The organism is Hoeflea algicola, assembly GCF_026619415.1.
In the GTDB taxonomy this organism is placed as follows: domain Bacteria; phylum Pseudomonadota; class Alphaproteobacteria; order Rhizobiales; family Rhizobiaceae; genus Hoeflea; species Hoeflea algicola.
In genome coordinates this window covers 915516-939277 of record NZ_JAOVZR010000001.1, presented here as the reverse complement: position 1 = coordinate 939277, position 23762 = coordinate 915516, and the positions used below count along the sequence as shown (strand labels likewise).

Annotated in this window: 16 protein-coding genes and 1 tRNA gene; 11 read left to right on the top strand and 6 right to left on the bottom strand. The window is 57.7% G+C overall.

Annotation, left to right across the window (positions count from 1 at the left end):
• Positions 1 to 150: 150 nt before the first annotated feature.
• The 3 genes from istB to OEG84_RS04680 form a co-directional block, all read right to left on the bottom strand.
• On the bottom strand, positions 151 to 909 hold the full coding sequence (istB, locus tag OEG84_RS04690) for an IS21-like element helper ATPase IstB (RefSeq protein ID WP_267652424.1): 759 nt from the start codon (positions 907 to 909) through the stop codon (positions 151 to 153).
• Between the two features lie 12 nt (positions 910 to 921).
• Positions 922 to 2451 carry an IS21 family transposase gene (istA, locus tag OEG84_RS04685; protein ID WP_267652423.1) on the bottom strand — a complete coding sequence of 510 codons (1530 nt, stop codon included), beginning with the start codon at positions 2449 to 2451 and terminating at the stop codon, positions 922 to 924.
• A 418-nt stretch (positions 2452 to 2869) separates the two neighbouring features.
• Positions 2870 to 8239: an AAA family ATPase gene (locus tag OEG84_RS04680; protein ID WP_267652655.1), complete on the bottom strand. Its 5370-nt coding sequence runs from the start codon at positions 8237 to 8239 to the stop codon at positions 2870 to 2872.
• 141 nt (positions 8240 to 8380) lie between these two features.
• Here OEG84_RS04680 and OEG84_RS04675 point away from each other — a divergent pair, with 141 nt between their 5' ends.
• Positions 8381 to 9430, top strand: coding sequence for a DUF4238 domain-containing protein (locus OEG84_RS04675; RefSeq protein WP_267652654.1), 1050 nt, complete (start codon positions 8381 to 8383; stop codon positions 9428 to 9430).
• Between the two features lie 1315 nt (positions 9431 to 10745).
• Here the strand turns inward: OEG84_RS04675 and OEG84_RS04670 are convergent.
• Positions 10746 to 11108: a helix-turn-helix domain-containing protein gene (locus OEG84_RS04670; protein WP_267652653.1), complete on the bottom strand. Its 363-nt coding sequence runs from the start codon at positions 11106 to 11108 to the stop codon at positions 10746 to 10748.
• Positions 11109 to 11575: 467 nt separating this feature from the next.
• On the opposite strand from OEG84_RS04670, the gene OEG84_RS04665 reads away from it, so the two are divergent.
• The 5 genes from OEG84_RS04665 to OEG84_RS04645 all read left to right on the top strand — a co-directional run bounded on the left by OEG84_RS04665 (position 11576) and on the right by OEG84_RS04645 (position 15985).
• The gene (locus tag OEG84_RS04665; protein ID WP_267652652.1) at positions 11576 to 11881 is read left to right on the top strand and encodes an ETC complex I subunit; all 306 of its coding nucleotides are present in this window, start codon (positions 11576 to 11578) and stop codon (positions 11879 to 11881) included.
• Positions 11882 to 11924: 43 nt separating this feature from the next.
• Positions 11925 to 12001, top strand: a tRNA-Arg gene (locus OEG84_RS04660).
• Between the two features lie 577 nt (positions 12002 to 12578).
• Complete coding sequence (locus OEG84_RS04655; RefSeq protein ID WP_267652651.1) at positions 12579 to 13256, top strand: helix-turn-helix transcriptional regulator; 678 nt, start codon at positions 12579 to 12581, stop codon at positions 13254 to 13256.
• A gap of 18 nt (positions 13257 to 13274) precedes the next feature.
• Positions 13275 to 13718, top strand: a complete 444-nt coding sequence (locus tag OEG84_RS04650; RefSeq protein WP_267652650.1) for a response regulator — start codon at positions 13275 to 13277, stop codon at positions 13716 to 13718.
• Between the two features lie 20 nt (positions 13719 to 13738).
• Positions 13739 to 15985 carry a PAS domain-containing sensor histidine kinase gene (locus OEG84_RS04645; protein WP_267652649.1) on the top strand — a complete coding sequence of 749 codons (2247 nt, stop codon included), beginning with the start codon at positions 13739 to 13741 and terminating at the stop codon, positions 15983 to 15985.
• A gap of 52 nt (positions 15986 to 16037) precedes the next feature.
• Here OEG84_RS04645 and OEG84_RS04640 read toward each other — a convergent pair whose 3' ends face one another.
• Positions 16038 to 17225: a cystathionine beta-lyase gene (locus OEG84_RS04640; RefSeq protein WP_267652648.1), complete on the bottom strand. Its 1188-nt coding sequence runs from the start codon at positions 17223 to 17225 to the stop codon at positions 16038 to 16040.
• Between the two features lie 287 nt (positions 17226 to 17512).
• Between OEG84_RS04640 and OEG84_RS04635 the strand changes: the two genes are divergently transcribed.
• The 5 genes from OEG84_RS04635 to OEG84_RS04615 all read left to right on the top strand — a co-directional run bounded on the left by OEG84_RS04635 (position 17513) and on the right by OEG84_RS04615 (position 22621).
• Positions 17513 to 18535, top strand: coding sequence for an amino acid ABC transporter substrate-binding protein (locus OEG84_RS04635; RefSeq protein ID WP_267652647.1), 1023 nt, complete (start codon positions 17513 to 17515; stop codon positions 18533 to 18535).
• 151 nt (positions 18536 to 18686) lie between these two features.
• Positions 18687 to 19895, top strand: coding sequence for an amino acid ABC transporter permease (locus OEG84_RS04630; protein WP_267652646.1), 1209 nt, complete (start codon positions 18687 to 18689; stop codon positions 19893 to 19895).
• 3 nt (positions 19896 to 19898) lie between these two features.
• On the top strand, positions 19899 to 21032 hold the full coding sequence (locus OEG84_RS04625) for an amino acid ABC transporter permease (protein ID WP_267652645.1): 1134 nt from the start codon (positions 19899 to 19901) through the stop codon (positions 21030 to 21032).
• Positions 21033 to 21048: 16 nt separating this feature from the next.
• Positions 21049 to 21849: an amino acid ABC transporter ATP-binding protein gene (locus OEG84_RS04620; RefSeq protein WP_324288174.1), complete on the top strand. Its 801-nt coding sequence runs from the start codon at positions 21049 to 21051 to the stop codon at positions 21847 to 21849.
• 136 nt (positions 21850 to 21985) lie between these two features.
• Positions 21986 to 22621 carry a TIGR02117 family protein gene (locus tag OEG84_RS04615; protein ID WP_425602821.1) on the top strand — a complete coding sequence of 212 codons (636 nt, stop codon included), beginning with the start codon at positions 21986 to 21988 and terminating at the stop codon, positions 22619 to 22621.
• Here OEG84_RS04615 and OEG84_RS04610 read toward each other — a convergent pair.
• A complete protein-coding gene (locus OEG84_RS04610; RefSeq protein ID WP_267652644.1) occupies positions 22600 to 23760 on the bottom strand; it encodes an FAD-dependent monooxygenase in 1161 nt (386 codons plus the stop codon). The genes OEG84_RS04615 and OEG84_RS04610 overlap by 22 nt on opposite strands.
• Positions 23761 to 23762 lie beyond the last annotated feature (2 nt).

The window sequence follows — 23762 nt, the reverse complement described above, 5'->3', positions numbered from 1 at the left end:
TCTGTATCGAAACGGTTAAACCCCAAGGACCGCCAGGGCCGGGTGCGCATTCCGGAGTATCCGGCCGGCCATTCCGATAACATCCGGCCACCTAAACCGGGGTATCCGGCCACCCTTATATAGCGGCTGCGAGGCCTGATGATTTGGTTATCAGGATTGGATGCTTTCGTCACCTGTTCCGAGTTTGGTTTTCCTCATGCTCTGGCCGTCGAGTTCGACGCGATAGGCGTTGTGTACGAGGCGATCGAGAATGGCATCGGCGAAGGTGGGTTCCCCGATCACGTCATGCCAGGTGTCGATGGGCAATTGGCTTGTGATCAAGGTTGATCCAACCTCGTATCTGTCCTCGACTATTTCCATAAGGTCACGACGCTGACTGGCATTGAGGCGATCCGGTCCCCAGTCGTCCAGGATTAGCAGTTGAGTTTTGGTAAGGGCCTTGAACAGACGCGGAAAGCGTCCGTCACCATGGGCCAGTTCCAATTCATCAAAGAGACGTGGCATGCGCTTGTACAGCACAGTGATACCGTCTCGGCAGGCGGCTTGCGCCAGAGCGCAGGCCAACCATGTTTTGCCAACGCCGCAGGGGCCAGTGATCATCAGGTTGCGCTTGTCCTTGATCCAGCGCCCGGTCAGCATCTGCTGGAACATGGCTTTGTCGAGGCCGCGCCGCGACTTGTAATCCACGTCCTCCGGCGAGGCACCGACGTGGCGCAGTTTTGCTGTACGCATGCGGCTTTCAAATCGCCTCGTCTCACGACTGGCGGTCTCTCGATCAATGAGCAGCCCAAGCCATTCAGCGTGGCTAAGCCCGGCTGTGCCGTCCTGTTTTTGCATCTCGGCAAAGGCTTCTGCCATGCCGTCGAGCCTGAGTGTTTTGAGCTGATCCAGCGTTGGGTGATCAAGCATTCTCTATCCTCTTCAATGGAAGTAATCCGCACCACGGATATTGGGGTGAGTGATCGCAGGGCCGTCCGTGGTGGGTTCGCGGCGCTGACGGTCCAAACCATTCTTCAGAATGGAATGCAGGGATGTGTAGGAGTGGGCGTTGATCTCAAGCGCACGCAAACAGGCGGCATCCAGGCGCTCCCGCCCGAAGGTCTTGGCCAGCCGTAAAACACCGAGGCACGTTCTGTATCCTTGTTCGGGATGTTTGCGCTGGCGCATGATCACATCGACAAAGACCTCAACATTTGGGCCGATGCGCACAGCTTGCCCGCGGATACGCTGTGGCGTCCAATCCTCGCGGAAGCGATGATGGGCGGGCATGTGATCGCGGATCGTGGAGTGCTGGCGATTGCCCGAGGTTCTGGCGTGAGAGGCAACGCGTTGCCCATTAAAGTATACCTCTACGGTGCGTGCGGTGATCCTTGCCCATAGTTTTTGCTTCAGCAACTGATGCGGCACCGAGTAATAATGGCGGCCAATATCGACATGGTAATCGAGGCCCGCGCGGCACTGCTTCCATTCGGCATAAACATAGGCCTCCATAGACAAGGGCTTCAGAGCGGGCCGATCCAGGCGTTCAAACAGATCGCGGCGGCTTGCACCAAGATGGCGACTGACTTTGCCGTTGAGCTGATCCAGCAATGGCCGGATGGCAGCGTTCACCTCATCAAGGCCAAAAAAGTGCTGGTTGCGCAGCCGCGCCAAAATCCAGCGCTCGGCCAGCAAAACAGCGCCTTCCACCTTTGCCTTGTCTTTCGGCTTTCCAGGCCGCGCCGGAACGATGGCGGTATCGTAATGTGCCGCCATATCACCATAGGTGCGATTGATCTCAGGATCATAAAAACAGGCCTTGGTGACGCCTGCCTTGAGATTGTCTGGAACCAGCTGCGCAGGCACGCCACCGAAGAACTCAAAGGCACGCACATGGCTGGATACCCAGTCCGGCAGGCCCTGTGTCCAGCTGGCTTCGACATAGGTGTAATTGGACGCTCCCAGCGTCGCGACAAAGATTTGTGCGGTGCGCACCTCTCCCGTTTTGGGGCAGACAACATCAACTGTCGGGCCCGCGTAATCGACAAACAGCCGCTCGCCTGCAGGATGACGCTGACGCATCACCGGAGACAGCTTGCCTTCCCAGCGGGTGTAGAGCTCACAGTATCGGCTATAGCCGTATCCATCGTGATGAACCCCGCGATACTCCTCCCACAGCAGCGACAGCGTCACGCCCTTGCGCCGCAACTCGGCATGCACATGCGCCCAGACAGGCTGAGGAACCGCGCGACGGACATCGCCGGGGCAAACGGGAAACAGGCGGTTCTCAAGGTCGGCGTCCGACAGATCAGCAGACAGAGGCCAGCTCAAACCTTCCAGATCAGCGCGCCGAAAATATTCCGAAATCGTCGCACGGGCCACGCACAGGCTTTGCGCCACCTGGCGGCCTGAAAATCCATCCGCCCGAAGCCGCAGGGCTTCCCTTATCTTCCGCATAGGCAATCTCTTCATAAAGGGCTCTCTCCATCCAAAGGAACGGAACAGTAGCCCTGTTACAGATCGCCTCGCAGCAGCCTAAACTGGGTTGAAATGGGGGTGGCCGGATGCCCCGGAATCCCCGGCCGGATCAAATCGGAATGGGTGGCCGGATGCTATCGGAATCAGTGGCCGGATCGCCCCGGAATACGCAGCCGGGAGCGCTAGTTTCAATTGTTGCCAAGACGCCTTGTTGGGGCACATTTAAAACAGGTATGTGAATCTAGCTGTCCGCTTTTATCATTTTGAACGCCGGAAGCCGTTAGTCTGCAGTCGGCCCCACTGGCGTCGGCAATGCGCCCTCATCGCGGACGTTCAGACAAGCTTTACCTTCACCTCAAAGCGGATGAGGACCCGGAGCAGCCGCTTCGGGCGCCCATAGCGTCTTTGCCGCTCATAATCCAGTAGACCACTTAGCCTGAACGCTCTTGAAAGCCTCGGTCTGCTCAAGCGCGGCACTTCGACGATCGCCGAGGTCGATCAACGCATCGAGAATCTGCAAGAGACCCTGCGCTTGGTCCGGCCTGAGGGGGAAATTGGTATCGGCGAGTTTCTGCACGACCGTGGCGGTTCGGGCGGGAAGACTGGTTCCGACCCAATTGCCCTTTGCGTCATTCACGCTCGCGAGGACGGAGCTCACTTGTTCGATGAACGGATCGAGCGGGTACGCTGTGCCCGCACGTTCGCAAAGCAACAAAAACTTCGACATCACGAATACGGACCATCCGGTGGCCTTTACCAACTGCGTGACCGTGGGCATGACGAGATCGATCTCGGACCAGTCGCCATTTACAAAGCGGGCAGCGCCCATCGCGCGCTCGACATTCACCATCAGAAGCGCCTTGATGATCTTCGGCATCTCACGACCGGAAACCTCGCCAGCTCGATAACCTCCTGGCCGAAATGTGCTGTCGCCGATCACATGTTCGGCACAGAGGTCAAGCAAATCAAACGTCCCCGGCGGGATAACGGCCGCATCCAAGACGTGCCGTGTAACCACACGATCCGTGAATGCTGCTATGACATGTAGTTCATTGTCGCTGCGGTTCTGAACGAAGGGGCCGATGAACTCCGTCTTGACGAGTGATAGTTCAAAGAACGGCGTTGCCCGCGCCAGGAAATCACCTAACGCGTCGCTCCAACCGATTAGGTCGGTGTCACGGTCCCGCCTCCGACGCGTCCCGCCGGGCGGGTTCATTCGCAACACCGTCCAACTTACGATGCTGCGGATCAAGGCAAGAACGTGCGGCTTCGCTTCGTCGGAATGACACCACGTTTCGACCGGAAAATCCTCAAGGTACTTCTCGGCACGTTGCGCGTCGAACAGCGGATCAGGCTCCGCCCACTTGGCGGTCGGATCCTCGTCGTCGAGATCGTCATCATCGTCATTCGCTCCTGACGCCACTTTGACCCATGCAGCCGGCATCGAGAGAAAAGGCTCAAACTTCTTTGCCTTTAGCTTTTTGAGAGCCCGGCCGAGGGCAACTTTCGCGGCCTTCTTCGCGGCTCGGCTGTCGCGCTTACCATCCTCCATGATCAGTGGTTGGTAGTAGTGAGATTGTTCCAGCGCGAGTTGGGCGGCAACCCACGACACATATGGATCGGGGTCCGCAAGCAGCGCCTTGAAGGCGAACTCAGCAGCTTCTTCATGACTATGCGACGTTAGACGCACCAAGCGTCGTGCAGACTCTAGGTCAGTTGGATTTATGCGTCGCAGGTGCAACAGCGCGAAGATGAGGTGATGGACGGGGTGCCACGCAATCTTTGAGCCGTAAAAGGAGCTCGGCGGTTCCTTCATAGCTTCGATCCGGTCCAGTACGCCGATCGCCCACTTGTAGTCGTCTGACGTGGGGTCGCCAAAGCAGACGATACACGCGGCTACAGCAGCGACGGTACTTTGCGGCGTGTGATCTTCAATATCCAGCCTCACTCGGAAGAGCTGGGGATCGTCGAGAGGGCGCGCGATCGCAAAAGCGTCGGCGAGTTTTTTGTCAGGGTCAAGCGCGAAGGCGCGGAGCGATTTCATCACCCATGCCAGAACGCTGCTTTGCTGCAGGTAGATCATCGCTGCTTCGCCGCGCTTGAAGGTCTCCTCGGAGAGCGGCGGCTGGTAGGCAATCATAACTTGTTCGTCGGGCGTGCGATATCCCTGATAGTTTTCCACCACCGCCAACGCTGCGTATTCTTCGGCCTGCGTCTTGAGCGTGGCCGTTGTAGCTGAATTTGAGCGATGTTCCTCGAGCTCGTAGGGCAACTCGGTCACAAATCGTGCCAATGCTTCTTTGAAACGGGCGGTCAGCGCATCGTCGCCGTTGACGGCGAACACCATGGCGAGTTGCTTCACATCACGGGAGTGGCTCGAGCGCTTGTTGAGGTAGTCCTCCGCAGCTTTCTTTTCGCCTGTTAGCTGGTTCATCAAACCGAACCCGAACAGGTCGACGTTTCGCATTGGCTCGTTACGCACTCGTGCAATGTCAAACGGCCAAAGTCGTTGGCACGCACACAGGGCCAGGGTCACATCTGAAAGATGAAATATTTCAAGCGCCAACCGAAGCGCTAATCCTGCCGCTGCAATCGACTCGTTTCCTTCAACGACGAGTTGGATCATTTCATCAACAGACCGGCCATTCTCGATCTGCCGAAAAGCCCAGTAGCTCATCGCTAGGAACGCGCATTCAAGGGGTTGCGGGCCAAGCTGGCCAAGCTGCCAATTATACGCTGGCCAATCGCCCCAGAACTGCTGCTCCCCCCAGGGGAATGCGATCGTCACGGGGATTGGTGTACCATGCTGGCGGCGGGTGATATCGGCAATCTGCCGCCATCCCGTAGTTGCGTGATTGGCGAGATCACGTACCAGCTGCAACGCGACGTCGGGTTTCCTGCCGAACAGGCTCGCGAACGGCTCGTGCGCCGGTGAAACCGGGTAGTAGTAGCTATTGTGTCGGTCGATTCCGATTTCTTCGCGACCCAAACCGTCGAATCTATGCCGAATGTGGAAGTACGGATGTTCGATCGAGCGCTTCTCATTCTCGCTACGCTCACTTTCGGGCTTTTCGCGGATTCGTCGGATCCACTCTACGTGCTCCCGTTGCTCACGCTTCTCCCGGTCAAGATGATCTTGCGGCAGCTCGTGCTGTAACTCTGCTTTGGTGACCGCCGCCAATCGCTCGGGCGAAACCTCAGCGATCATCCATGCAAGCGACATGAGGTCGCTGTACGCGTCGCGGCGCATTTCCCCATTGGCGACAGCTCGATCCAACAATGCGTTGGCATATTCCGGAAACGCCCGCGCAGCCCGCACGATGACGATGCGTAATGCCGTGGCGAACTGCTTCTGCGCGTCACGGCCTAGCTCGTCCCATCGGCCATGCTCAAACGTTCGCTTCTCGGGGTACGCTGCGTTTTCAAAGTCGATCAGCCAATTGGCGCAGGCGGCGGCGATCGCCTTGGATCGTACCGTCCGAATATCAGAAAGCGCATTTTGCCAGACCGAGAACACTTCGACCACTCTCGGATACAGCCTGACGGGCAGTGACGAGGCGAGTGGCAAAAGCCAGTCAATGAAACGGCCCCAGCTCGTGAAATCCGATGGCCAGCTTAACAGTTCAGCAAGGCCAACGCGGTCGAGCCCCGTTTGCCCGGGCGAAGCTTGCTCCAGGACAAACGGGCTTGGGATCGTGTGTTGCGCCTGGAACCAGACTAACAGCTTCTCGAGTAGTGCGTGGTCATTTCCCGTTACAAGCACCGTGAATTCGGTCTGGCCGTTTGCGAACGCGCTTGTAAACGGTGGTGCCGTCAGCCACTCCCGCCGCCATTGAGGACGTAGCGTCGATCCATCGAGAGCAGCGTAACCTGCCAACCATTCGCCTGGCGCGGCGATCGAGTTCTGGGCTAACAGGCCGACGACGCGGCCGAGCAGCGGCGGCTCTCCAGCCTTTGCCAGCCCGTCGATCCACGCATCACCAAGGTCAATGAGAAGGCGAAAGAACGTCCACTCAAAGAAAATGTCATGCGTGAAGGAAAACGATGCGTCGCCGTTGTTCCCGCGTATGACCAAGTCGGCCTTCAACGTGGCGATGTGCTCGAACGAGGGCGGAGCAAGCACTCGGGCCGCGACGCTCTTACCCAGGTTCGCGACGCCCTTTTCCGCGATATCGAGTAGCGCGCGTTGGCGTTGCGGAACGACCTCCGCCGGGGCATCGTGTCCCGCACGGGCCCACCATGCGTTGATGAGATCGACTTCGGCCTGCGGTTCCGCCGTGCTATCGCTGAAGCTTCTCGCGAGAACGGCCGCGAAGAATGGACGACGGGCTATGGCCTGAACCGAGGGAGTGCCCATCAGTAGTCGGCGGAGGCCAGGTTTCTCCTTGGCCAGCGCCTCGGCTTCATCGTCATCGAATGGCTTGACTTGAACATCACCGATTGGCGTGCCGCTGTAGAAGGTCGTGGGAAACCACGCGCGGTACGTCTCAAGTCCCCGGTCACGCGATGTGGCCAAGACGCGCCAGTTGTCGAGGGCAGCGTCAGCTTCGATCGCATTGAGAATGTCGAGAACGATCCGCTTTTGATCGGGATTAATGCGGTCTATGCCGTCGATGTAGAGAGTGGCAGTACCTGTTGCCGCAATCTCTGCCAAAAGATCGTTGACCTTACGGTGCTTGAGGCCTAGCGCCGCGGCAAATTCGGTCCAACTCTTGCCGGACAAGCGATCCGCTTTTAGGAAGAGGATCGGGCCGTGTTTCTGGGCATCCAACGCAACCCGCTTGAGGACGACAGATTTTCCACACCCTGGAAGCCCGCTAATATTCACGACGCGGCTAGCGGCAAGACGCTCCGATATGGCCTGCTGAAAGGCAGTGCGATCAACCTCGAAGCCGTCGATGCTGTCGGCAATCTCGTTGAGACCATCCTTGGAAAATTGTGCGAGCAAGTCGAGGTCGTTACGAAAGTTCGCCGAAACCTTCAGCCTAACTACGCCCCGAAGTTGCGTAAGCAATGTTGCGCGCGTCCATTTCCGGGCCGTGCCAGCGCCATCGCGCACAATGCGGCACAAGCGATCGAAGAGAAGGACGTCTTGCCCGTCTTCGTTGTTGGCAACCAGCTCTTGCAGGCGGTTCGTAATCTCTGACCAAACTATGCCCGTATCGTCGAGGCCGCTTAGGCGGGCGGCGACAAACCCTCGGTAGAAACTCCACTCGTGCTCCGCCTCGGCCCCGATGAGCGGCGCCAATTCCTCACGAAGCGCGCGTTCCGCAGCGGCGGCAGCTCCGCCTTCGGCAAAACGCCGGTCAAAATCCGCTGGAGTGGGGCTGCTCCTTGCCCAATCGATGAGGCGATTGAGCGACCGATGTCTCGCCTCGGCCACGTTCTCCGTGATGTAACCGTATGCATCCCGATCGGCTTGAAAACCCCGGGTCTTGCGTGTCTCCAAGGCGCGGTTGAGAACATCGCGGAAGTCTGAGTTCGTAGCGGCCCCACTTATCGTGATCGATGACTTTACTTGAAGGTCCAGAAGGCGCGGTCCCTCAGCGTCTTGGAATTCGACCACAAGGTCATCCATCGGGTGGCCGTGCCCGGCCTGTTGGACCGCAACGCTCTCGACAATGCCTTCCTGAAGCATTGCCCGTTCACCGCGAAGAAGCGCAGCCAAATAGTAGGCGACCGCCTTGTCTTCATAGGTGAAGCCAGCGCCACTAGTCAGCTCGGTGGATGTCGCTTGATTCCGTTCTGATCCTTTGTGTCCGCTCGCTCGCTTGTTTCTCATCGATTTGCAAATCCTACCGCTAGGCAATCAAAGTGCTTTAATGCCACGACGCGCCTCAGGAGCAAAGGCGAAGCGACTCTTGCGCGCCGACAGAAACAACAAGTTGCGTCGTCGCCCTGAGTAACCCATCATCCGGCCGCCATGCCAGCCAACAAGTCTCAGCATTTCGTACCCCGTTGCTACCTCCGCGCTTTCTGCGCGGACGGTAATGGTGCCGCCATCAACGTATTCAACATGTCCCGCGAGCGCTCGATCGAAGCGGCACCCGCGAAGGGACAGTGCGCGAAGCCATATTTCTACGGGCGCGACGGCGCTCTGGAGCGGGCGCTGCAGGTGCCAGAAGGAGAATACGGCGAAATTCTCGGGCGCGTCATTGACGATCCCCATACCGCGACACAGGCAGACATACGACGCCTCCACGCCTTCATGTTATTGCAGTCTTATAGGAGCGCGGCATGGATCGACGGCGAAATCCGGCTAGCGGAAGCGCAACGGGCGATGTTGGCTGACGAGGCCACACCGGAACTATTGGAAAGCCTCGTTATGACGCACGAGATGGCACTTCAGCTCGCGATAAGCGCTTTCGAAGACAGCGTAGGAAGTACAGCCCACCTACAGACCCGAATTATCCTCAATCGCACGGCGGTGCCGTTCTTCACGTCTGATGATCCGGTGGTTTACACCAACCGCTTCCACCTGCAGAAGGACGTGCTGGGAGGTGCGGGCCTTGGCAGTCCGGGTGCCGTCCTGCTCATGCCGCTGACGCCGCAGCTTCTACTAGTGTCATTCGACCCGGCCATCTACCGCCTAGAGAAAAGGATGGGTGAGCTTGGCATCATCAACCGTGTCGGGGACGTTGCTGCATTCAACGACCTGCAGGCGGTTCGCGGTCATGCCAATCTCTATTTCCGAGACTGGAGAGATCGTGCGCTGGTCGCGTCGACTTATCACAAGGTCAGGCCGCGTCGAAGGGAGAGGTGGGTGGACGTGGAAACCCTCCAGGAAACAGCCCCGGGGAGCCAAACCTTTGTTGCCGTGACGAGCGGCTGGGTTCACCACCCTGACCGGAGGGAAATTCTTCATATGCAACGCAACATACCCGCGCCCGGCGCCTGGCCTCTGTTGCTGAACTTTACGGCGCACGCCCGCCGCGCCAGACGCGGCGCCAACCAGCACAGTCTTTGGAAGTAACACCGCAAGTGGGAAGCGCCCGTTGGAGACCATCATTCCGACGACAGCCGATCGCTCGTAACCGAACTCGGTCCCTTGAGCGTTCGCTATCTCCAGTTACTCACCTAAACCTGCCAGTCAGCTTTCGGCCCCCTATTAGTCATTCGTTTGTGACACGTTGGGTTTCAACTCCTAATTCCCAAAAAGTTGAGGTTCGTGATTGTGGTCGTTTGCCCTACATATCGCCATATTCATATTTGGCCATGAGGTACTCTTTCTATTCACTCTTTCACGGTCACATGGGGACTGCTGTCGTGGGGATATTCCCAAACGCGGCCTCGATCATGGAATAACCGCCTCAATCATGAGAGGCATATCGGTGCTATTGAGCTCTGAGACCCACTCTCAGGCAAAATCGGGGCTCGTGCTGAACGACCCGAAGGCATTGGCTCAAGTCGACGTCCATCAATCACAACCTCCCTGCGGCTCCTAAGCACCTACTTTACGCATTATCGGAATATTGCAATTAATTGCATTTTTTGGGCGTCTGATCGGGCTGTTTTGCTCCTCTCAGTTTGTTGGCTGTGTCCTTGGTATGTTTGGTGCCCCGTATGGCATTACCCCTGTTGTCTAGATTAACTAGGTGTTTTCGTTGAGGTTGTCGTAGTTGGCCTGAATAAATTTCAAGGAGTTTTCCGGGGCTTCCCTGTACGTCCCGCAAGACGTAGTGGGTGATGGGTTGAGACGGGTTCTTGTGTCCTCCGTTTGCCAGCCTGCTATCCTTGGTCTTGCGAGTGTCTCTGGTTACTTTCAGGCTCGGGCACTATTGCATCCAGCGGATTGTGTGTGGGCACCTTGTAGACGCTCGGGGACACGGACAATACTGCCTGGCCGTCCAGTGCGGATGCTTCATTCGGGTATCCAGTTCGTGGCGTGCTTTAGTTGCTCACTTCTTGAGTGATGCAATTAATTGCTTTTTGTGGTCATGCATCAGATGGACCAGTCTCCGCATTGTGACTTCCACGGCCTTTGCTCGTAGGGACATGGACGCGTCATAGTGCAGGGTCGATTCATTGCGTTAGGAAACACAGTCTCGATCACGAGGAGTCTGTCTGTGCTAGGCCGGTCAGCGGTCCACGCCCGTGAGAAGCTCCGGGGTGCCGGGCTGCGGAACGTGAAGCCCAAACGAATAACCGTCTTTAGTCTTCCGGATTTTCTAAGCATTCATGATCAGGCTCCTTGATTGTTATGCATTGACCATTGGCGCTCCCCGAAACGGTGCAATTAATTGCTTTCACGGGGAGCGAAAAAACCGGGGCTCGCCCGGGCAGTTCAATCAGGCTTTGACGAATGTCCTGAGGACAGCCAGTGCGTGGTCGAGCTTGTCGGCAGGGATCTTCTGGAGGATCGTGGCGCCTTGGCCCACCCGAGGGTCGAGCACGTCGGCTACCTTGATCTGGTCACCTTCAATGTCGATGCCGTCGAACAGGTCCTGCACACTGCTACCCAGAACCTTGGCGATCGCGACGAGGCGACTACTGCCTACGCGATTGGTGCCCTTTTCGTACTTCTGGATCTGCTGGAACGTGACGCCCAGTGCGTCACCAAGCTTTTCCTGAGACATGCCACACGCGAGCCTGCGGCTCCGTATATTCTCGCCGACCTTCTGGTCTTCCTTCAGTGGGATCTTCTTCGCCATCTTGGGGGCACCGCTCACAAGGCTAGTCCCTTCTGTCATGTGACGTTCGCTCGGCCCTCCATGGCCGATGCAATGCACCTAACAATACACGTGGGGTGCGGTTGTGCAATTAATTTCCCTAACCCTTCGCGGGATTTCCTCGTTTTGCTCTCGTAGGGGTGGCACACGCCCCGGTGGCTGTCTGAGTCTGGACTAGCGTCTCTCGGGGAGGGGACTGTCGATCAAAGTGTGGGTGTACTGTGGGTGTAAATGTTACTTGTTCCTAATGCGTTCTAATATCTCCCCTTGATTAAGCGTCGGGAATCTGGCTTATGCGTGTCGAGCGGACCGGTTTGGGACCAGAGGGTCGCAGGTTCGAATCCTGCCGCTCCGACCATTTTTCTGGCGTCCGATGAATCGGGGCGCCCATCGTGAGGCGCCGCGACTCGCCTGTCCAGGCGGTTGCCGTCATGGATTGGGAGTTGGATGTGAGCGCGAAGATTTATCGGCCCGCAAAAACGGCCATGCAATCGGGCAAAGCCAACACCCAACATTGGGTTCTTGAATTTGATCAGGAAATTCCGCGTTCGATTGATCCGTTGATGGGCTATACATCCTCGCGTGACATGAAAAGCCAGATCCGCATGAGTTTCGAGACGCGCGAGGCTGCTGTGGCCTACGCCATGCGCAATGACATTGCCTTCCGGGTGATCGAGCCCAAGGAGAGCAAGCGTCGTCGGGTCGTCTATTCCGACAATTTCAAGTTTGATCGTCGGCAGCCTTGGACCCATTGACACCGGTCGGATCTGCCGCAAGACAGCACATCCGGGCGCTCTCGGCCCCTTAGCTCAGCTGGATAGAGCACCGGCCTTCTAAGCCGACGGTCGCAGGTTCGAATCCTGCAGGGGTCGCCATTTCCCGCTTAGCCATAAATGCGATTTGCTTACGGGCTATTTCCACCAGACCTTATTCCCGCGTTGTGCCCGAAGGCCATCACCGGTGGCTGCTGCCACGACTGCGCGCGGCGAGATTCTCGTAGACTTCATGGACCTTTATCCGGGGCCTTGAGGAAAGGCGGGATTGAATTCCGTCACGGGTGGCACATATGAGCGCTGGTAAGGGGCGGATGCAATCAGTGCAGGCAATAGGCATTGTCATTTTTCGGGGGAACGAGCAAAAGCAAAATAGCCAAAGATTGTTTCCTGTTTGTACTGGTTTCGGCTTGTTTTATTAGTTCCTGCTAAACCGAGCGTTAAAACAGTTACTTGTAGAGAAAAACACTGTTCTGAATGCCGCTTTTGAATGAATTCGACGCTTTGTTGCAAGATAGGTGAGGGCAACGAAGGCGCCTGAATATATGTCCAGATTAATATTTAATTGGTCCAGAAGGCTGGTTTTGAACTCATTTATTGTGTTTGCTCCATGTTTCGTGAGAGGTTGCGCTCTTGCTCATATTCTCCGATTCGGAATTTATAGTTAGAAAGAGGCGCGATGTTAAAGCCAGAAGCCGCATTCCACCTTGGCCCCGAATTGGAACGCGCTTTGAATCGGATGGATTTCTTCCGCTTGTTCAAGGCTCTGACGGGAAATCATGGATATCAATATTTTGCATTTGCCGAAGTATTGGGTGAAGAGGATGCGTATGATCTGAATCTGCCGCATTCGCTTCACAACATTCCCGATGCCTGGATCGATGGTGGAATTGGGCAGAATGACCCGCTGGTCGAACATTTACGTGGGTCGACAGTGGCGTGCTCCATGGACGCGCAAAGTGTTTATTCGGTGCTTTGCAGGCAGGAGAGCGTGCACTCGGTGGTCGTCGTCCCGCTGCATACGGCGGTCGGCAAGCGGTTCGGCCTGCTCATGCTCGGAAATGCCCAACGGCCCAGGCATGACCAGCTTGCGGTCATTGCCCATGACGCAGCCGTGGTGTTCCAGCGCTATTTCGAGGCCATTTTGTCGCTCGATACGATCAGCGGCCTGAATGATCGCGAAATCCAGATCGTTCGCTGGACATCGGAGGGCAAAACCTCGGCGGAGATCGCCATCATTCTCGGCCTGTCGGAACACACGGTGAATTCTTATATCGCCGCCATTCTTCGCAAGCTGCATGTGGTCAACCGTGCACAAATGGTCGCTTCTGCGTTACGCAGTGGTCTGATCAACTGAACCAACAGGAGGCCAGTGATGAACGCCGACCCCGAAAACAGTGAACTTGTTGTCTTGCTGGTAGATGACGATCCGGTTGAACACACCATCCTCAAGCGCAAGCTGGCGGGTATGGACGCGGGCATGGACAAGGCGTCGATCAAGCTTGAATATGTGGGAAACATCAGCGCGGCTGTGGATAGAGTCAAGCGAGATGGCATTGATCTGGTGTTTCTCGACAACCGGTTGGCACCCAACAATGATTTCCGTGAAACTGCGCCGCAATTGCGACAGGCAGGATTCGTCGGGCCGATCGGAATTATTTCATCGGATATCAGCGGCGCCTATTTTCGCCAATTCCGCGAGTATGGCGTGGATTTCCGCATCGGCAAGGACGAGATCGATGGTGCGGCGATTGCCTTCATCATCAAGGAATACACCCGCGACCAACTGTCCGAAACCTGTGCTGAAGATTTCTTGTAGGCCGGCGAAGGTTTGCGCGTTTGGCTCGTAACCAACTGCTCTTTTCTCCCGATGATCTGCTAACGGCGCTCTACGAGACGTTGCCGGATCCGGTGTTGATCGGCGACCGAAACCGGACCATCGTCGCCGCCAATGCTGCAGCGGTGACCGCGTTCGGCTATTCCGAGGATGAGCTTCTCGGGATGAGCGCGGAGCAAATCTACGCCTCGCCGGATACGCTGCGCGATGTCGGTGACGCTTTTTACCCATTGGGAAAAGAAGCCATGCGGCTTCATCGGCAGGTGGATTTCCGCCGGCGGGATGGTAGTATTTTTCCGGTCGATCTGACGATGAACCGAATATTCGGATCCGATGGGGAGGCTGTGGGCGTGGTCGCTCTGGTCCGCGATCTGACCGACATCATGGCCGCCCAGGTGGAGCAGCTTCAAGCAGAGAAGACCTTGAAGCTGGCGCTGGCGGCGATTTCCGAAGGATTTGTCATTTTTGACGCGGAGGACCGGTTGTTTCTCTGCAACGACGCCTACCGGGATATATACAAACTCTCGGCGCCGGCATTGCAGCCCGGTCAGAGTCTCGAATCGATCCTGCGTTACGGGCTTGAACGCGGCCAGTATCCCGATGCCGGGGTAACGACGCAAGAACACGAGGCGTGGCTCAAGGCCCGACTCGAGAAACACAACAAGCCGTCGGAACCGATTATTCAGCGGGTGAGCGATGATCGCTGGATCCAGATAGACGAGCAGATCACGCCGGAGAACTTCCGCGTCGGCCTGCGAACCGACATCAGCGCTGTCAGCCGAATCAAGTCGGAAGCGGAACGGCTGGGGGTGATCCTCGAAAGAGTCGCCCAGGAGGTTTATGTTGTCAGCATCAAGAACGGGCATTTTGTCAGCTGCAACAAGTCAGCGCGTGAGAATTTGCAGTTCAGCAGCGAGGAGATGCGTGGTTTCACGCCTGCAGCGATCAATGCCGATCTGTCTGAAGATGAACTCGCCGAATTGATCGCGCCTTTGGTGTCAGGGGCCTCCAAACTGTTGACCTTCGACGCAAAGCACCGGCGCAAGGACGGTTCGACTTACATGTGCCGGATGCGGCTCGAGCGGCTGGACGATGTTCCCGAGCCGGTGATCATGGCGTTCGCCGAGGATATTTCCGAGCGGCTCGAGTTCGAGCGCGCACTTGAACGCAAGCAGCTCGAGTTCGAAACCCTGGTGCAAGACCTTCCCGATTTCATCACCCGCTCCAGACCCAATACAACGCTGACCTATGTGAACGAGAACTATGCCCGCTTCACCGGAATGAACGCCGAACAGTTGGTGGGGCAGCGGTTTGTCACGTTCGCGCCGGTGGAGGTGCGTTCGGAGTTGCTGTCGCATCTATCGAAACTTACGCCGGAACAGCCGATCAGGACCATGGAACAATTGATGATCAGTCATACCGGCGACCGCCGCTGGTATCTCTGGTCAAACCTGATGATTTTCAAGGATGGCGTGCCCGTTGAACTCGTGTCGGTCGGCCGTGATGTGACCGAGAGCCGCATGGCGCGCGAACAAATCGCCGCGCAGTCGCGCGAACTGGCGAAGCGCAATGACGCTCTGGGGCAATTTGGCGGCATTGTCGCGCACGATCTGAAAGCGCCGTTGCGCCACATCCGGGTGTTCGCGGACTTGATCGCCGAGGATGTCGGCACTGGCAAAACAGACGATCTTGCGGATTTTTCCGGTCACATATCCGATCGCGTGGAGGCGTTGGAACGGATGATCTCGAGTCTGTTCACTTATTCCCAATTCGCCTATCAGACCGTCAAGCCGGTTAGGTTCAAGTTGTCGAGAGCCATTACAGAGGCGTGGGAAAACCTTGGTGCCGATGTGTTGGAGGCAAAAGCACGCCTGATCGCCGAGACCGAAGTGGAAGTCTACGCAGATCCTGATCTCTTGACGCAGATGTTGCAGAACCTGTTTGCCAATTCACTGAAATACACCGATGGCTCGACGCCGCCCCAGGTACAAGTTGACGTCGAGGTCGGGGAGGCGGATGTGACCATCGCGGTCGAGGATAACGGCATCGGGATAGCCTCTGCACACGTCGACAACATCTTTGGCGTCTTCCAGCGATTGCACCGCGACGAGAGCCAGTATCCAGGTGCCGGCATCGGGCTGGCGTTGTGCCGCAGTATCGCCGATAGCCACGGCGGTACGATTGTGCTCGATCCCTCCTGTCATACCGGCGCTCGTTTCATCATCCGCTTGCCCGTGGCGCAGACCTGAAGCAGGCTTGCGGCGGGGCTGGCCTTGTCCATCAGCCCCGCCGCAAGTGATGTCAGGCGGCATTGGCGGCGGCTAGCGCCTTTTCGATGTCGGCCAGCAGGTCCTCGCTGTCTTCAAGGCCGATCTGCAGCCGGATGACCGGCCCTTCCTTGGGCGGCAGGGCGACGGTACGGTCTGAAAGATTGGCGTATACGCACAGGCTTTCATATCCGCCCCAGGAATAGCCAAGGCCAAACAGGGTGAGGGCGTCGAGAAACGCATGGGCCTTGGCGCGGTGACGTTCAGCATCCGCGACATCAAGGACGATCGAGAAGATGCCGCTTGATCCACAAAAATCACGTTTCCACAGATCGTGGCCAGGGAAGCTCTCGAGTGCCGGGTGCAGTACTTTGGCAACGCCGGGCCGGCCTTCCAGTGCGCGGGCGATCTGCAGGGCGGATTGCTGGTGCCGCTCAAGGCGTACGCCCATGGTGCGCAGGCCGCGCAGGGTCATGTAGCTGTCATCCGGCGAACCGCACATGCCAAGCAGCATGTTGGCGGTATTCAATGCCGGCCATGCGGCTTCATTGGCCGACACAGTGCCGAGCAGAATGTCGGAATGGCCAGCGGGATATTTGGTGGCGGCGTGAATCGACAGATCGACGCCATGGTCGAGTGGCTTGAAATAAAGCGGCGTTGCCCAGGTGTTGTCCATCGAGACCAGAGCGCCGTGACCATGAGCGACCTCGGCGATGGCCGGAATGTCCTGCATTTCGAATGTGTTGGAGCCTGGTGCTTCGGTATGGACCAGTTTGGTGTTAGGGCGAATCAATTGCTCGATCTCAGCGCCCATCATCGGGTTGTAATAGGTCGCCTCGATGCCATAGCGGCACAGCATGTCATTGCAGAACCTGCGTGTCGGCCCATAGACCGAATCGACCACAAGCACATGATCGCCGGCGCTCAGCACTGCCAGGAAGGGCACACTGACGGCGGCCAATCCCGAGGGCAGAATGACGGTGCCGGCCGACCCTTCAAGTTCGTCAATTGCGGCCGCCAGCGCATCGGTGGTGGGGGTGCCGTGGGTACCGTAGGTGTATTTGCTGTTGCGCGATTCCATCGTGGCGGCATCAGGAAACAGCACTGTTGAGGCATGGACGACAGGTGGATTGACAAAGCCGTGATAACTCTGCGGATCGTGGCCTGAATGGGTCAACCGGGTGTTTAATCCTCTGTTTGGCGTTTTTTCATGCTTGTTCATAGAGTTGTCCGATCCGCTGCATTTGGCGATTTTGGATGATTCCGCTGGGAAAGACTTATCGCGGAGGCGGTGCGACGACAAGAATGGCGTGCGCTACAGGTTGTAATTGCTCGACATGGCTCGTTATTCCCCGGTTCCATCAGATTTCAGGCCATGGAGGCTTGACCCTTGCAAAATTTCAGCGTGGTATGGTGCTGTGCGACAGGAGATACGGGGCGCGCCGGAGACACGGTGCCTCCATTCTTGTTTCACCCAAAACAGGGCAACAGAAAAAAAGGTTGTATCAAATGAACAAAAAGATTTTGTCGGCAGTCGTTGGCGCTGCCGCCGTTGCCGGTATGGGAGCCAGTGCAGCATCCGCCGCAACCCTCGACGACGTCAAGGCGAAGGGTTTCGTCCAGTGTGGCGTGTCTACCGGCCTGGCCGGATTCTCGGCCCCCAATGATGCCGGTGATTGGTCCGGGATCGATGTGGACCTTTGCCGCGGCGTTGCCGCCGCCGTATTTGGCGATGCGACCGCTGTGAAGTTTAGCCCGCTGTCGGCCAAGGAACGGTTTACCGCGCTGCAGTCGGGTGAAATCGACGTGCTTTCGCGTAACACCACCTGGACCATGAGCCGCGATACCCAGCTGGGTCTCAACTTTGCCGGCGTGAACTACTATGACGGCCAGGGCTTCATGGTGCGCAAGTCGCTCGGCGTGAATTCCGCCTTGCAGCTTTCCGGTGCTTCGGTCTGCGTGCAGACAGGTACCACCACCGAGCTGAACCTGACAGATTACTTCAAGGCCAACGACATGACCTACAATCCGGTCGTGTTCGAAAAGCTTGAAGAGGTGAATGCGGCTTACGACGCCAACCGTTGCGACGTGTACACCACCGACCAGTCGGGCCTGTATTCGATCCGCCTCGGCCTGTCGGCACCCGACGAACACATGGTCCTACCGGAAGTGATTTCCAAGGAGCCGCTCGGCCCCGTGGTTCGCCAGGGCGACGATCAGTGGTTCTCGATCGTCAAGTGGGTCCATTTCGCCATGCTCAATGCTGAAGAAATGGGCATCACGCAGGCCAATGTCGACGAAATGATGAATTCCACTGACCCGAACGTGATGCGTTTGCTCGGCAAGGAAGGCGCATTCGGCGAGGCAATCGGCGTGGGCAATGATTGGGCCTATAACGTCGTCAAGCAGGTCGGCAACTACGGCGAAGTGTTTGAACGCAATGTTGGCGCTTCGACACCGCTCGGTATCGCCCGTGGCGTGAATGCGCTGTGGTCGAAGGGCGGCTTCCAGTACGCACCGCCGGTCCGCTAAGGCTTGGACTTGATTTGAAGCGGGCCCCGGATTCCGGGGCCCGCTTTACCTGGTTTTCCGAAAGGGTGGCCTAAAGGCCTGACGCAACGACGGCAGGTTCACGAACGATCCGGCTCATAAGGTCCGGACAAACAAGAAGTTGGGGACAGACATGGCTCATCAAACAGGCGTCTCCGCAGATGCCGATGATTCCGGCCGCGTATCATTGATGAATGATCCCAAGGCACGCGGCCTTGTATTTCAAATATTGCTTATCGTCGCCGTTGCTGCGGTGGTCTGGAGTGGTATCAGCAACGCCATCGACAATCTGGCCCGGGCGGGTATCGCCTCCGGGTTCGGTTTTTTCGGTGAAAGGGCCGGTTTCGATATAGGCCAGTCGATCATTCCCTACACCAATGACAGCACCTATTTTCGTGCCTTCCTGGTCGGACTTTTAAACACCCTGGTGGTGGGGGCGATCGGTATTTTCTTTGCATCGGTGATTGGTTTCACGGTCGGTTTGGCGCGGTTGTCGCACAACTATCTGGTTCGCAAATTCGCAACCGTATATGTTGAGACGCTACGCAATATTCCGCTGCTTTTGCAATTGCTGTTCTGGTACAAGGCGGTTCTTTCCATCCTGCCGTCACCCCGCGAAGCGGCCCGGGAAACCGGTGTCGAAGTGGCGTTCAGCATCAACAATCGCGGCCTCTATTTACCACGGCTGGTGCCTGAATCAGGCTCGTCGTTGATCTTTTACGCCATCGTGGTGGCGCTGGTGGCGTGGTTCCTGATCGGCCGTTGGGCCAAGAAGAGACAGATGGATACCGGCCAGCAGTTTCCGGTGTTTCTGACCGGGTTGGGAATGCTGATCGGGTTGCCACTGATCGCGTTCCTGGTCACTGGAATGCCGATGTCGGTGGAATATGCCAGCCTGCAAGGTTTCAACATGGTTGGCGGCTGGGTGATACAGCCCGAGTTCATGGCGTTGTTGCTGGGGCTTTCGCTCTATACGGCCTCGTTTATCGCCGAGATCGTCAGAGCCGGAATCCTGGCGGTTTCGCGCGGTCAGACCGAAGCGGCTTTCGCGCTCGGGGTGCGACCGAACCTGACCAGCCGGCTGGTGATTGTTCCGCAGGCAATGCGGGTCATCATTCCGCCGCTGACCAGCCAGTATCTCAACCTGATCAAGAATTCGTCGCTGGCCGTGGCCATCGGCTATCCTGATCTTGTGTCGATCTTCGGGGGCACGGTGCTCAATCAGACCGGGCAGGCAGTGGAAGTGATCTCGATCACCATGCTGGTCTATCTCGGCCTGTCACTGTTAACATCGGCATTCATGAACTGGTTTAACTCCAGAGTTGCCCTGGTGGAGCGCTGAGCAATGGATAACAACACAAACTCAATCGCTTACGTTCGCACAGTGGAAAGCCCGACAACGGCGCCGCCGAATCTTGTCGGCGGTCCGGTGGGCTGGGCCAAGGAAAACCTGTTCGCCACACCGCGAGACACCATCCTCACGATCGTTACCTTTCTGGTGCTGTTGTGGCTGGTGCCGCCGATCATCAACTGGGCCTTCATCAATGCGGTCTGGACTGGCGAAAGCCGTGAGGATTGCCTGGGGCCGGAAACCGGTGCCTGCTGGGCGTTCGTTGAAGCAAAATTCGGCCAGTTCATTTACGGCCGTTATCCGCTGGAAGAACGCTGGCGGGTCGACCTTACCGGGATTTTGCTGATCATCGGACTGGTGCCTATCGCCATTCCGTCGGTTCCCTACAAGCGTGAGAACGCGCTTTACCTGCTGATTGTTTTCCCGATCCTGGCCTTCATTCTGCTGACCGGCCAGTTCGGTCTTGAAACAGTCGATACCCCGCTGTGGGGTGGTCTGTTGGTAACGCTGGTGGTGGCCATTGTCGGCATTGTCGTGTCGTTTCCACTGGGGATATTGCTGGCGCTTGGACGACGGTCGGAGATGCCGATCGTCAGGATGTTCTGCGTCATCTTCATCGAGTTCTGGCGCGGGGTGCCGTTGATTACGGTGCTGTTCATGTCGTCGGTGATGTTGCCGCTGTTCCTGCCGGAGGGCGTGTCGTTCGACAAATTGTTGCGTGCGCTGATCGGGGTGGCATTGTTCTCGTCGGCCTATATGGCCGAGGTGATCCGCGGTGGATTGCAGGCAATTCCAAAGGGCCAGTACGAAGCGGCCAATGCCATGGCGTTGACCTTCTGGCAGGGCGTGCGGTTGGTGATCCTGCCGCAGGCGCTGAAACTGGTCATTCCAGGCATCGTCAACACCTTCATCGGGCTGTTCAAGGATACCAGTCTGGTTCTCATCATCGGCCTGTTCGACCTGCTCGGCATCGTCCAGCAGAACATGAGCGATCCGAACTGGATATCACCCGCGACGCCGGCAACAGGTTTTGTTTTCGCGGCGCTGGTGTTCTTCATCTTCTGCTTCAGCATGTCCCGCTACTCCGCCTATATGGAGCGGCGCCTGGACACCGGCCACAAACGATAACAGGGGAATAACAACCATGGCTGACAACAACGCAGCAGCGGTTTCACAAGGCGAAAACCGGTCGAAAATGACCGTGTCGGATACCGACGTCGCCATCGAAATCATAGGCATGAACAAATGGTACGGTGATTTTCACGTGCTTCGTGACATCAATCTCAAGGTTATGCGCGGTGAACGGATTGTCATCGCCGGTCCTTCGGGATCGGGCAAATCGACCATGATCAGATGCATCAACCGGCTGGAAGAACACCAGAAGGGCAAGATCATCGTCGATGGCATCGAACTTACCAATGATCTCAAAAAGATCGATGAGGTTCGGCGTGAAGTGGGCATGGTGTTCCAGCACTTCAACCTGTTTCCGCACCTGACCATCCTGGAAAACTGCACACTCGCGCCGATCTGGGTTCGCAAGATGCCCAAGAAGAAGGCCGAGGAAATTGCGATGCATTACCTGGAGCGGGTGAAAATTCCCGAGCAGGCGAACAAGTATCCCGGTCAGCTCTCCGGTGGTCAGCAGCAGCGTGTGGCGATTGCTCGCTCGCTGTGCATGAACCCGCGGATCATGCTGTTTGACGAGCCGACATCGGCACTCGACCCGGAAATGATCAAAGAAGTGCTCGACACCATGGTTGGGCTTGCCGAGGAAGGTATGACCATGCTGTGCGTGACCCATGAGATGGGGTTTGCACGTCAGGTCGCCAACCGGGTGATCTTCATGGATCAGGGTCAGATCGTTGAGCAGAATGCGCCGGACGAGTTCTTCGACAACCCGCAGCACGAGCGCACAAAGCTGTTCCTCAGCCAGATCCTACACTGACTCGCGCAGCGGTCAGACGGAATTTTCCGCTGTTGAAAGCGGTCGTCTATCCGGTCAGTCTGTGTCTGTTCATTCTCCTGGTAATTGGCCTCGGAACCCTGGTTCCGAGGCCTTTTTCTCCGAGCGAACCCGCGCCGTGGCCGATGCCGCCAGCGCCGCGCTACCGGACCCGGCGGATGCAGAGCATATGATCTTCATGCTTTCATCGCCGATCCATACCGATCTGGCGCTGCCCCTGAGCCCGGATCTGGCGAAACGTTTCGGGTTTATGGCTGCCGATGGGCTCGACCCGTCGCAATCCGGTGTCTCCTACATTATCGTAGGTTGGGGCGGCCGCAGTTTCTACATCGAGACCCCGACCTGGTCAGATCTCAAGCCGGGTCCGTTGTTCAGGGCGCTGACGCTTGACCGGTCGGTGATGCATGTCGGTTTGGCCGGCGCGATCGATCCGGCGCATCCCTCGGTATTGGCGATCAACCTTGATGGTCCGGCCTATGAACGCCTTCTGGACTTGGTACTTGCGGATTTCACCGGGATTGAGACCGCCGGATCCGGGGTAGTCGCAGGCGCACAGTATGGCGAGTATGATCTGTTTTACGAGGCAGACGGCTGGTTTAACGCCGCCGTCGGCTGCAATCTGTGGACGGCGCGGATGCTGCGGCAGGCGGAGCTGAAGACGGGATGGTGGACGCCTTTGCCCGGCCTGCTTGCCGCCAGTCTGCGTCTGCACAATCCGGCGGGCAGTTTTGCCTATAATCCGGTTGCACGGTAGCCGTAGAGCCAATCGAGATCGCCTGCCAGGCTCTCGGGGCTTTTGAGCGCCAGCACCAGATCGCGCCCGAGCCGCACCGGGCCGCGGGCGTGATAGGCGAACTGGTTGAATGCGGCGCGGCTGCGCGCCTTGGCGATACGGGTGCGGCGGCGGTTCTCGAAGCTCGCAAGCGCCGGGCCGAGGCCGCTGGAGGCACAGGTGACGGCTTGAGCCAGTTCGTAGCCATCTTCGATGGCCATGGCCGCACCCTGTGCGGCGAAAGGTGTCATGGCGTGAGCGGCATCACCGATCAATAGCAGATCGGTGCCGTTGCCCCAATGGCCGTCAGCCATTTCGAACAGCGGCCACCAGGTCATGTCGGGCGCCCCGCGCAGGATCGATCCGAGTGCCGGGTGCCAGTCGGAAAACGTCGCCAGCAATGTTGCGCGATCCGCCGGAATTTCCCGCTCTGCCCAGGTTTGGCCCGGATCCTTGCCTTTGGTGATAGCCACCATGTTTATGCTTTTGCCATGATCTAACGGATAGGCAACGAGATGAGTGCGAGCGCCCAGAAAGGCAGTGACGTTCCTGGGATCGATCACGCCGGTGACGGCCTCAACGGGAACGATGAAGCGCCAGGCAACCTGACCGGAAAACTCCGGCCTGGCGGCGCCTGTGACCAGCCGGCGGGTCTGCGACCAGACACCATCGGCGCCGACGATAAGGCGCCCCTGGCGCTGCATTCTGGCGATGTCGGCCGTCTCGATCCTCTGGTCAAGACGCAAACAGCACCGTGGCTCTGCTTTCACGGCGTCGAGTAGCAGGCGTTGAAGATCGGCACGGTGCAGCACACCATAAGGCGCACCCCAGCGCCGGGTGGCGAATTCACCGCAGGGAACGCCGGTGATGGTGCGCAGTGACCGGCCTGATGCGAGGGTGATCTGGGCTGGCCGGGTCATTGCCGCATCAAGTGCTGCGCCGAGATCGAGCGCGTTGAGGATACGGCTGGCATTTGGAGAAACCTGCAGACCGGCGCCGACTTCGCTCAGTTCGTGTGCCGAATCGACAATCTCGACGTCATGGCCGTTGCGGGCAAAGGCGAGGGCGGCTGTCAGGCCGGCAATGCCAGCGCCGATGATCTGAATGTTCTGGGCCGCCATCG

Coding starts and splice junctions, on each gene's coding strand:
- istB (WP_267652424.1), bottom strand. CDS start 909: ATGCTTGATCACCCAACGCTGGATCAGCTCAAAACACTCAGGCTCGAC.
- istA (WP_267652423.1), bottom strand. CDS start 2,451: ATGAAGAGATTGCCTATGCGGAAGATAAGGGAAGCCCTGCGGCTTCGG.
- OEG84_RS04680 (WP_267652655.1), bottom strand. CDS start 8,239: ATGAGAAACAAGCGAGCGAGCGGACACAAAGGATCAGAACGGAATCAA.
- OEG84_RS04675 (WP_267652654.1), top strand. CDS start 8,381: ATGCCAGCCAACAAGTCTCAGCATTTCGTACCCCGTTGCTACCTCCGC.
- OEG84_RS04670 (WP_267652653.1), bottom strand. CDS start 11,108: ATGGCGAAGAAGATCCCACTGAAGGAAGACCAGAAGGTCGGCGAGAAT.
- OEG84_RS04655 (WP_267652651.1), top strand. CDS start 12,579: ATGTTAAAGCCAGAAGCCGCATTCCACCTTGGCCCCGAATTGGAACGC.
- OEG84_RS04650 (WP_267652650.1), top strand. CDS start 13,275: ATGAACGCCGACCCCGAAAACAGTGAACTTGTTGTCTTGCTGGTAGAT.
- OEG84_RS04640 (WP_267652648.1), bottom strand. CDS start 17,225: ATGAACAAGCATGAAAAAACGCCAAACAGAGGATTAAACACCCGGTTG.
- OEG84_RS04635 (WP_267652647.1), top strand. CDS start 17,513: ATGAACAAAAAGATTTTGTCGGCAGTCGTTGGCGCTGCCGCCGTTGCC.
- OEG84_RS04630 (WP_267652646.1), top strand. CDS start 18,687: ATGGCTCATCAAACAGGCGTCTCCGCAGATGCCGATGATTCCGGCCGC.
- OEG84_RS04625 (WP_267652645.1), top strand. CDS start 19,899: ATGGATAACAACACAAACTCAATCGCTTACGTTCGCACAGTGGAAAGC.
- OEG84_RS04620 (WP_324288174.1), top strand. CDS start 21,049: ATGGCTGACAACAACGCAGCAGCGGTTTCACAAGGCGAAAACCGGTCG.
- OEG84_RS04610 (WP_267652644.1), bottom strand. CDS start 23,760: ATGGCGGCCCAGAACATTCAGATCATCGGCGCTGGCATTGCCGGCCTG.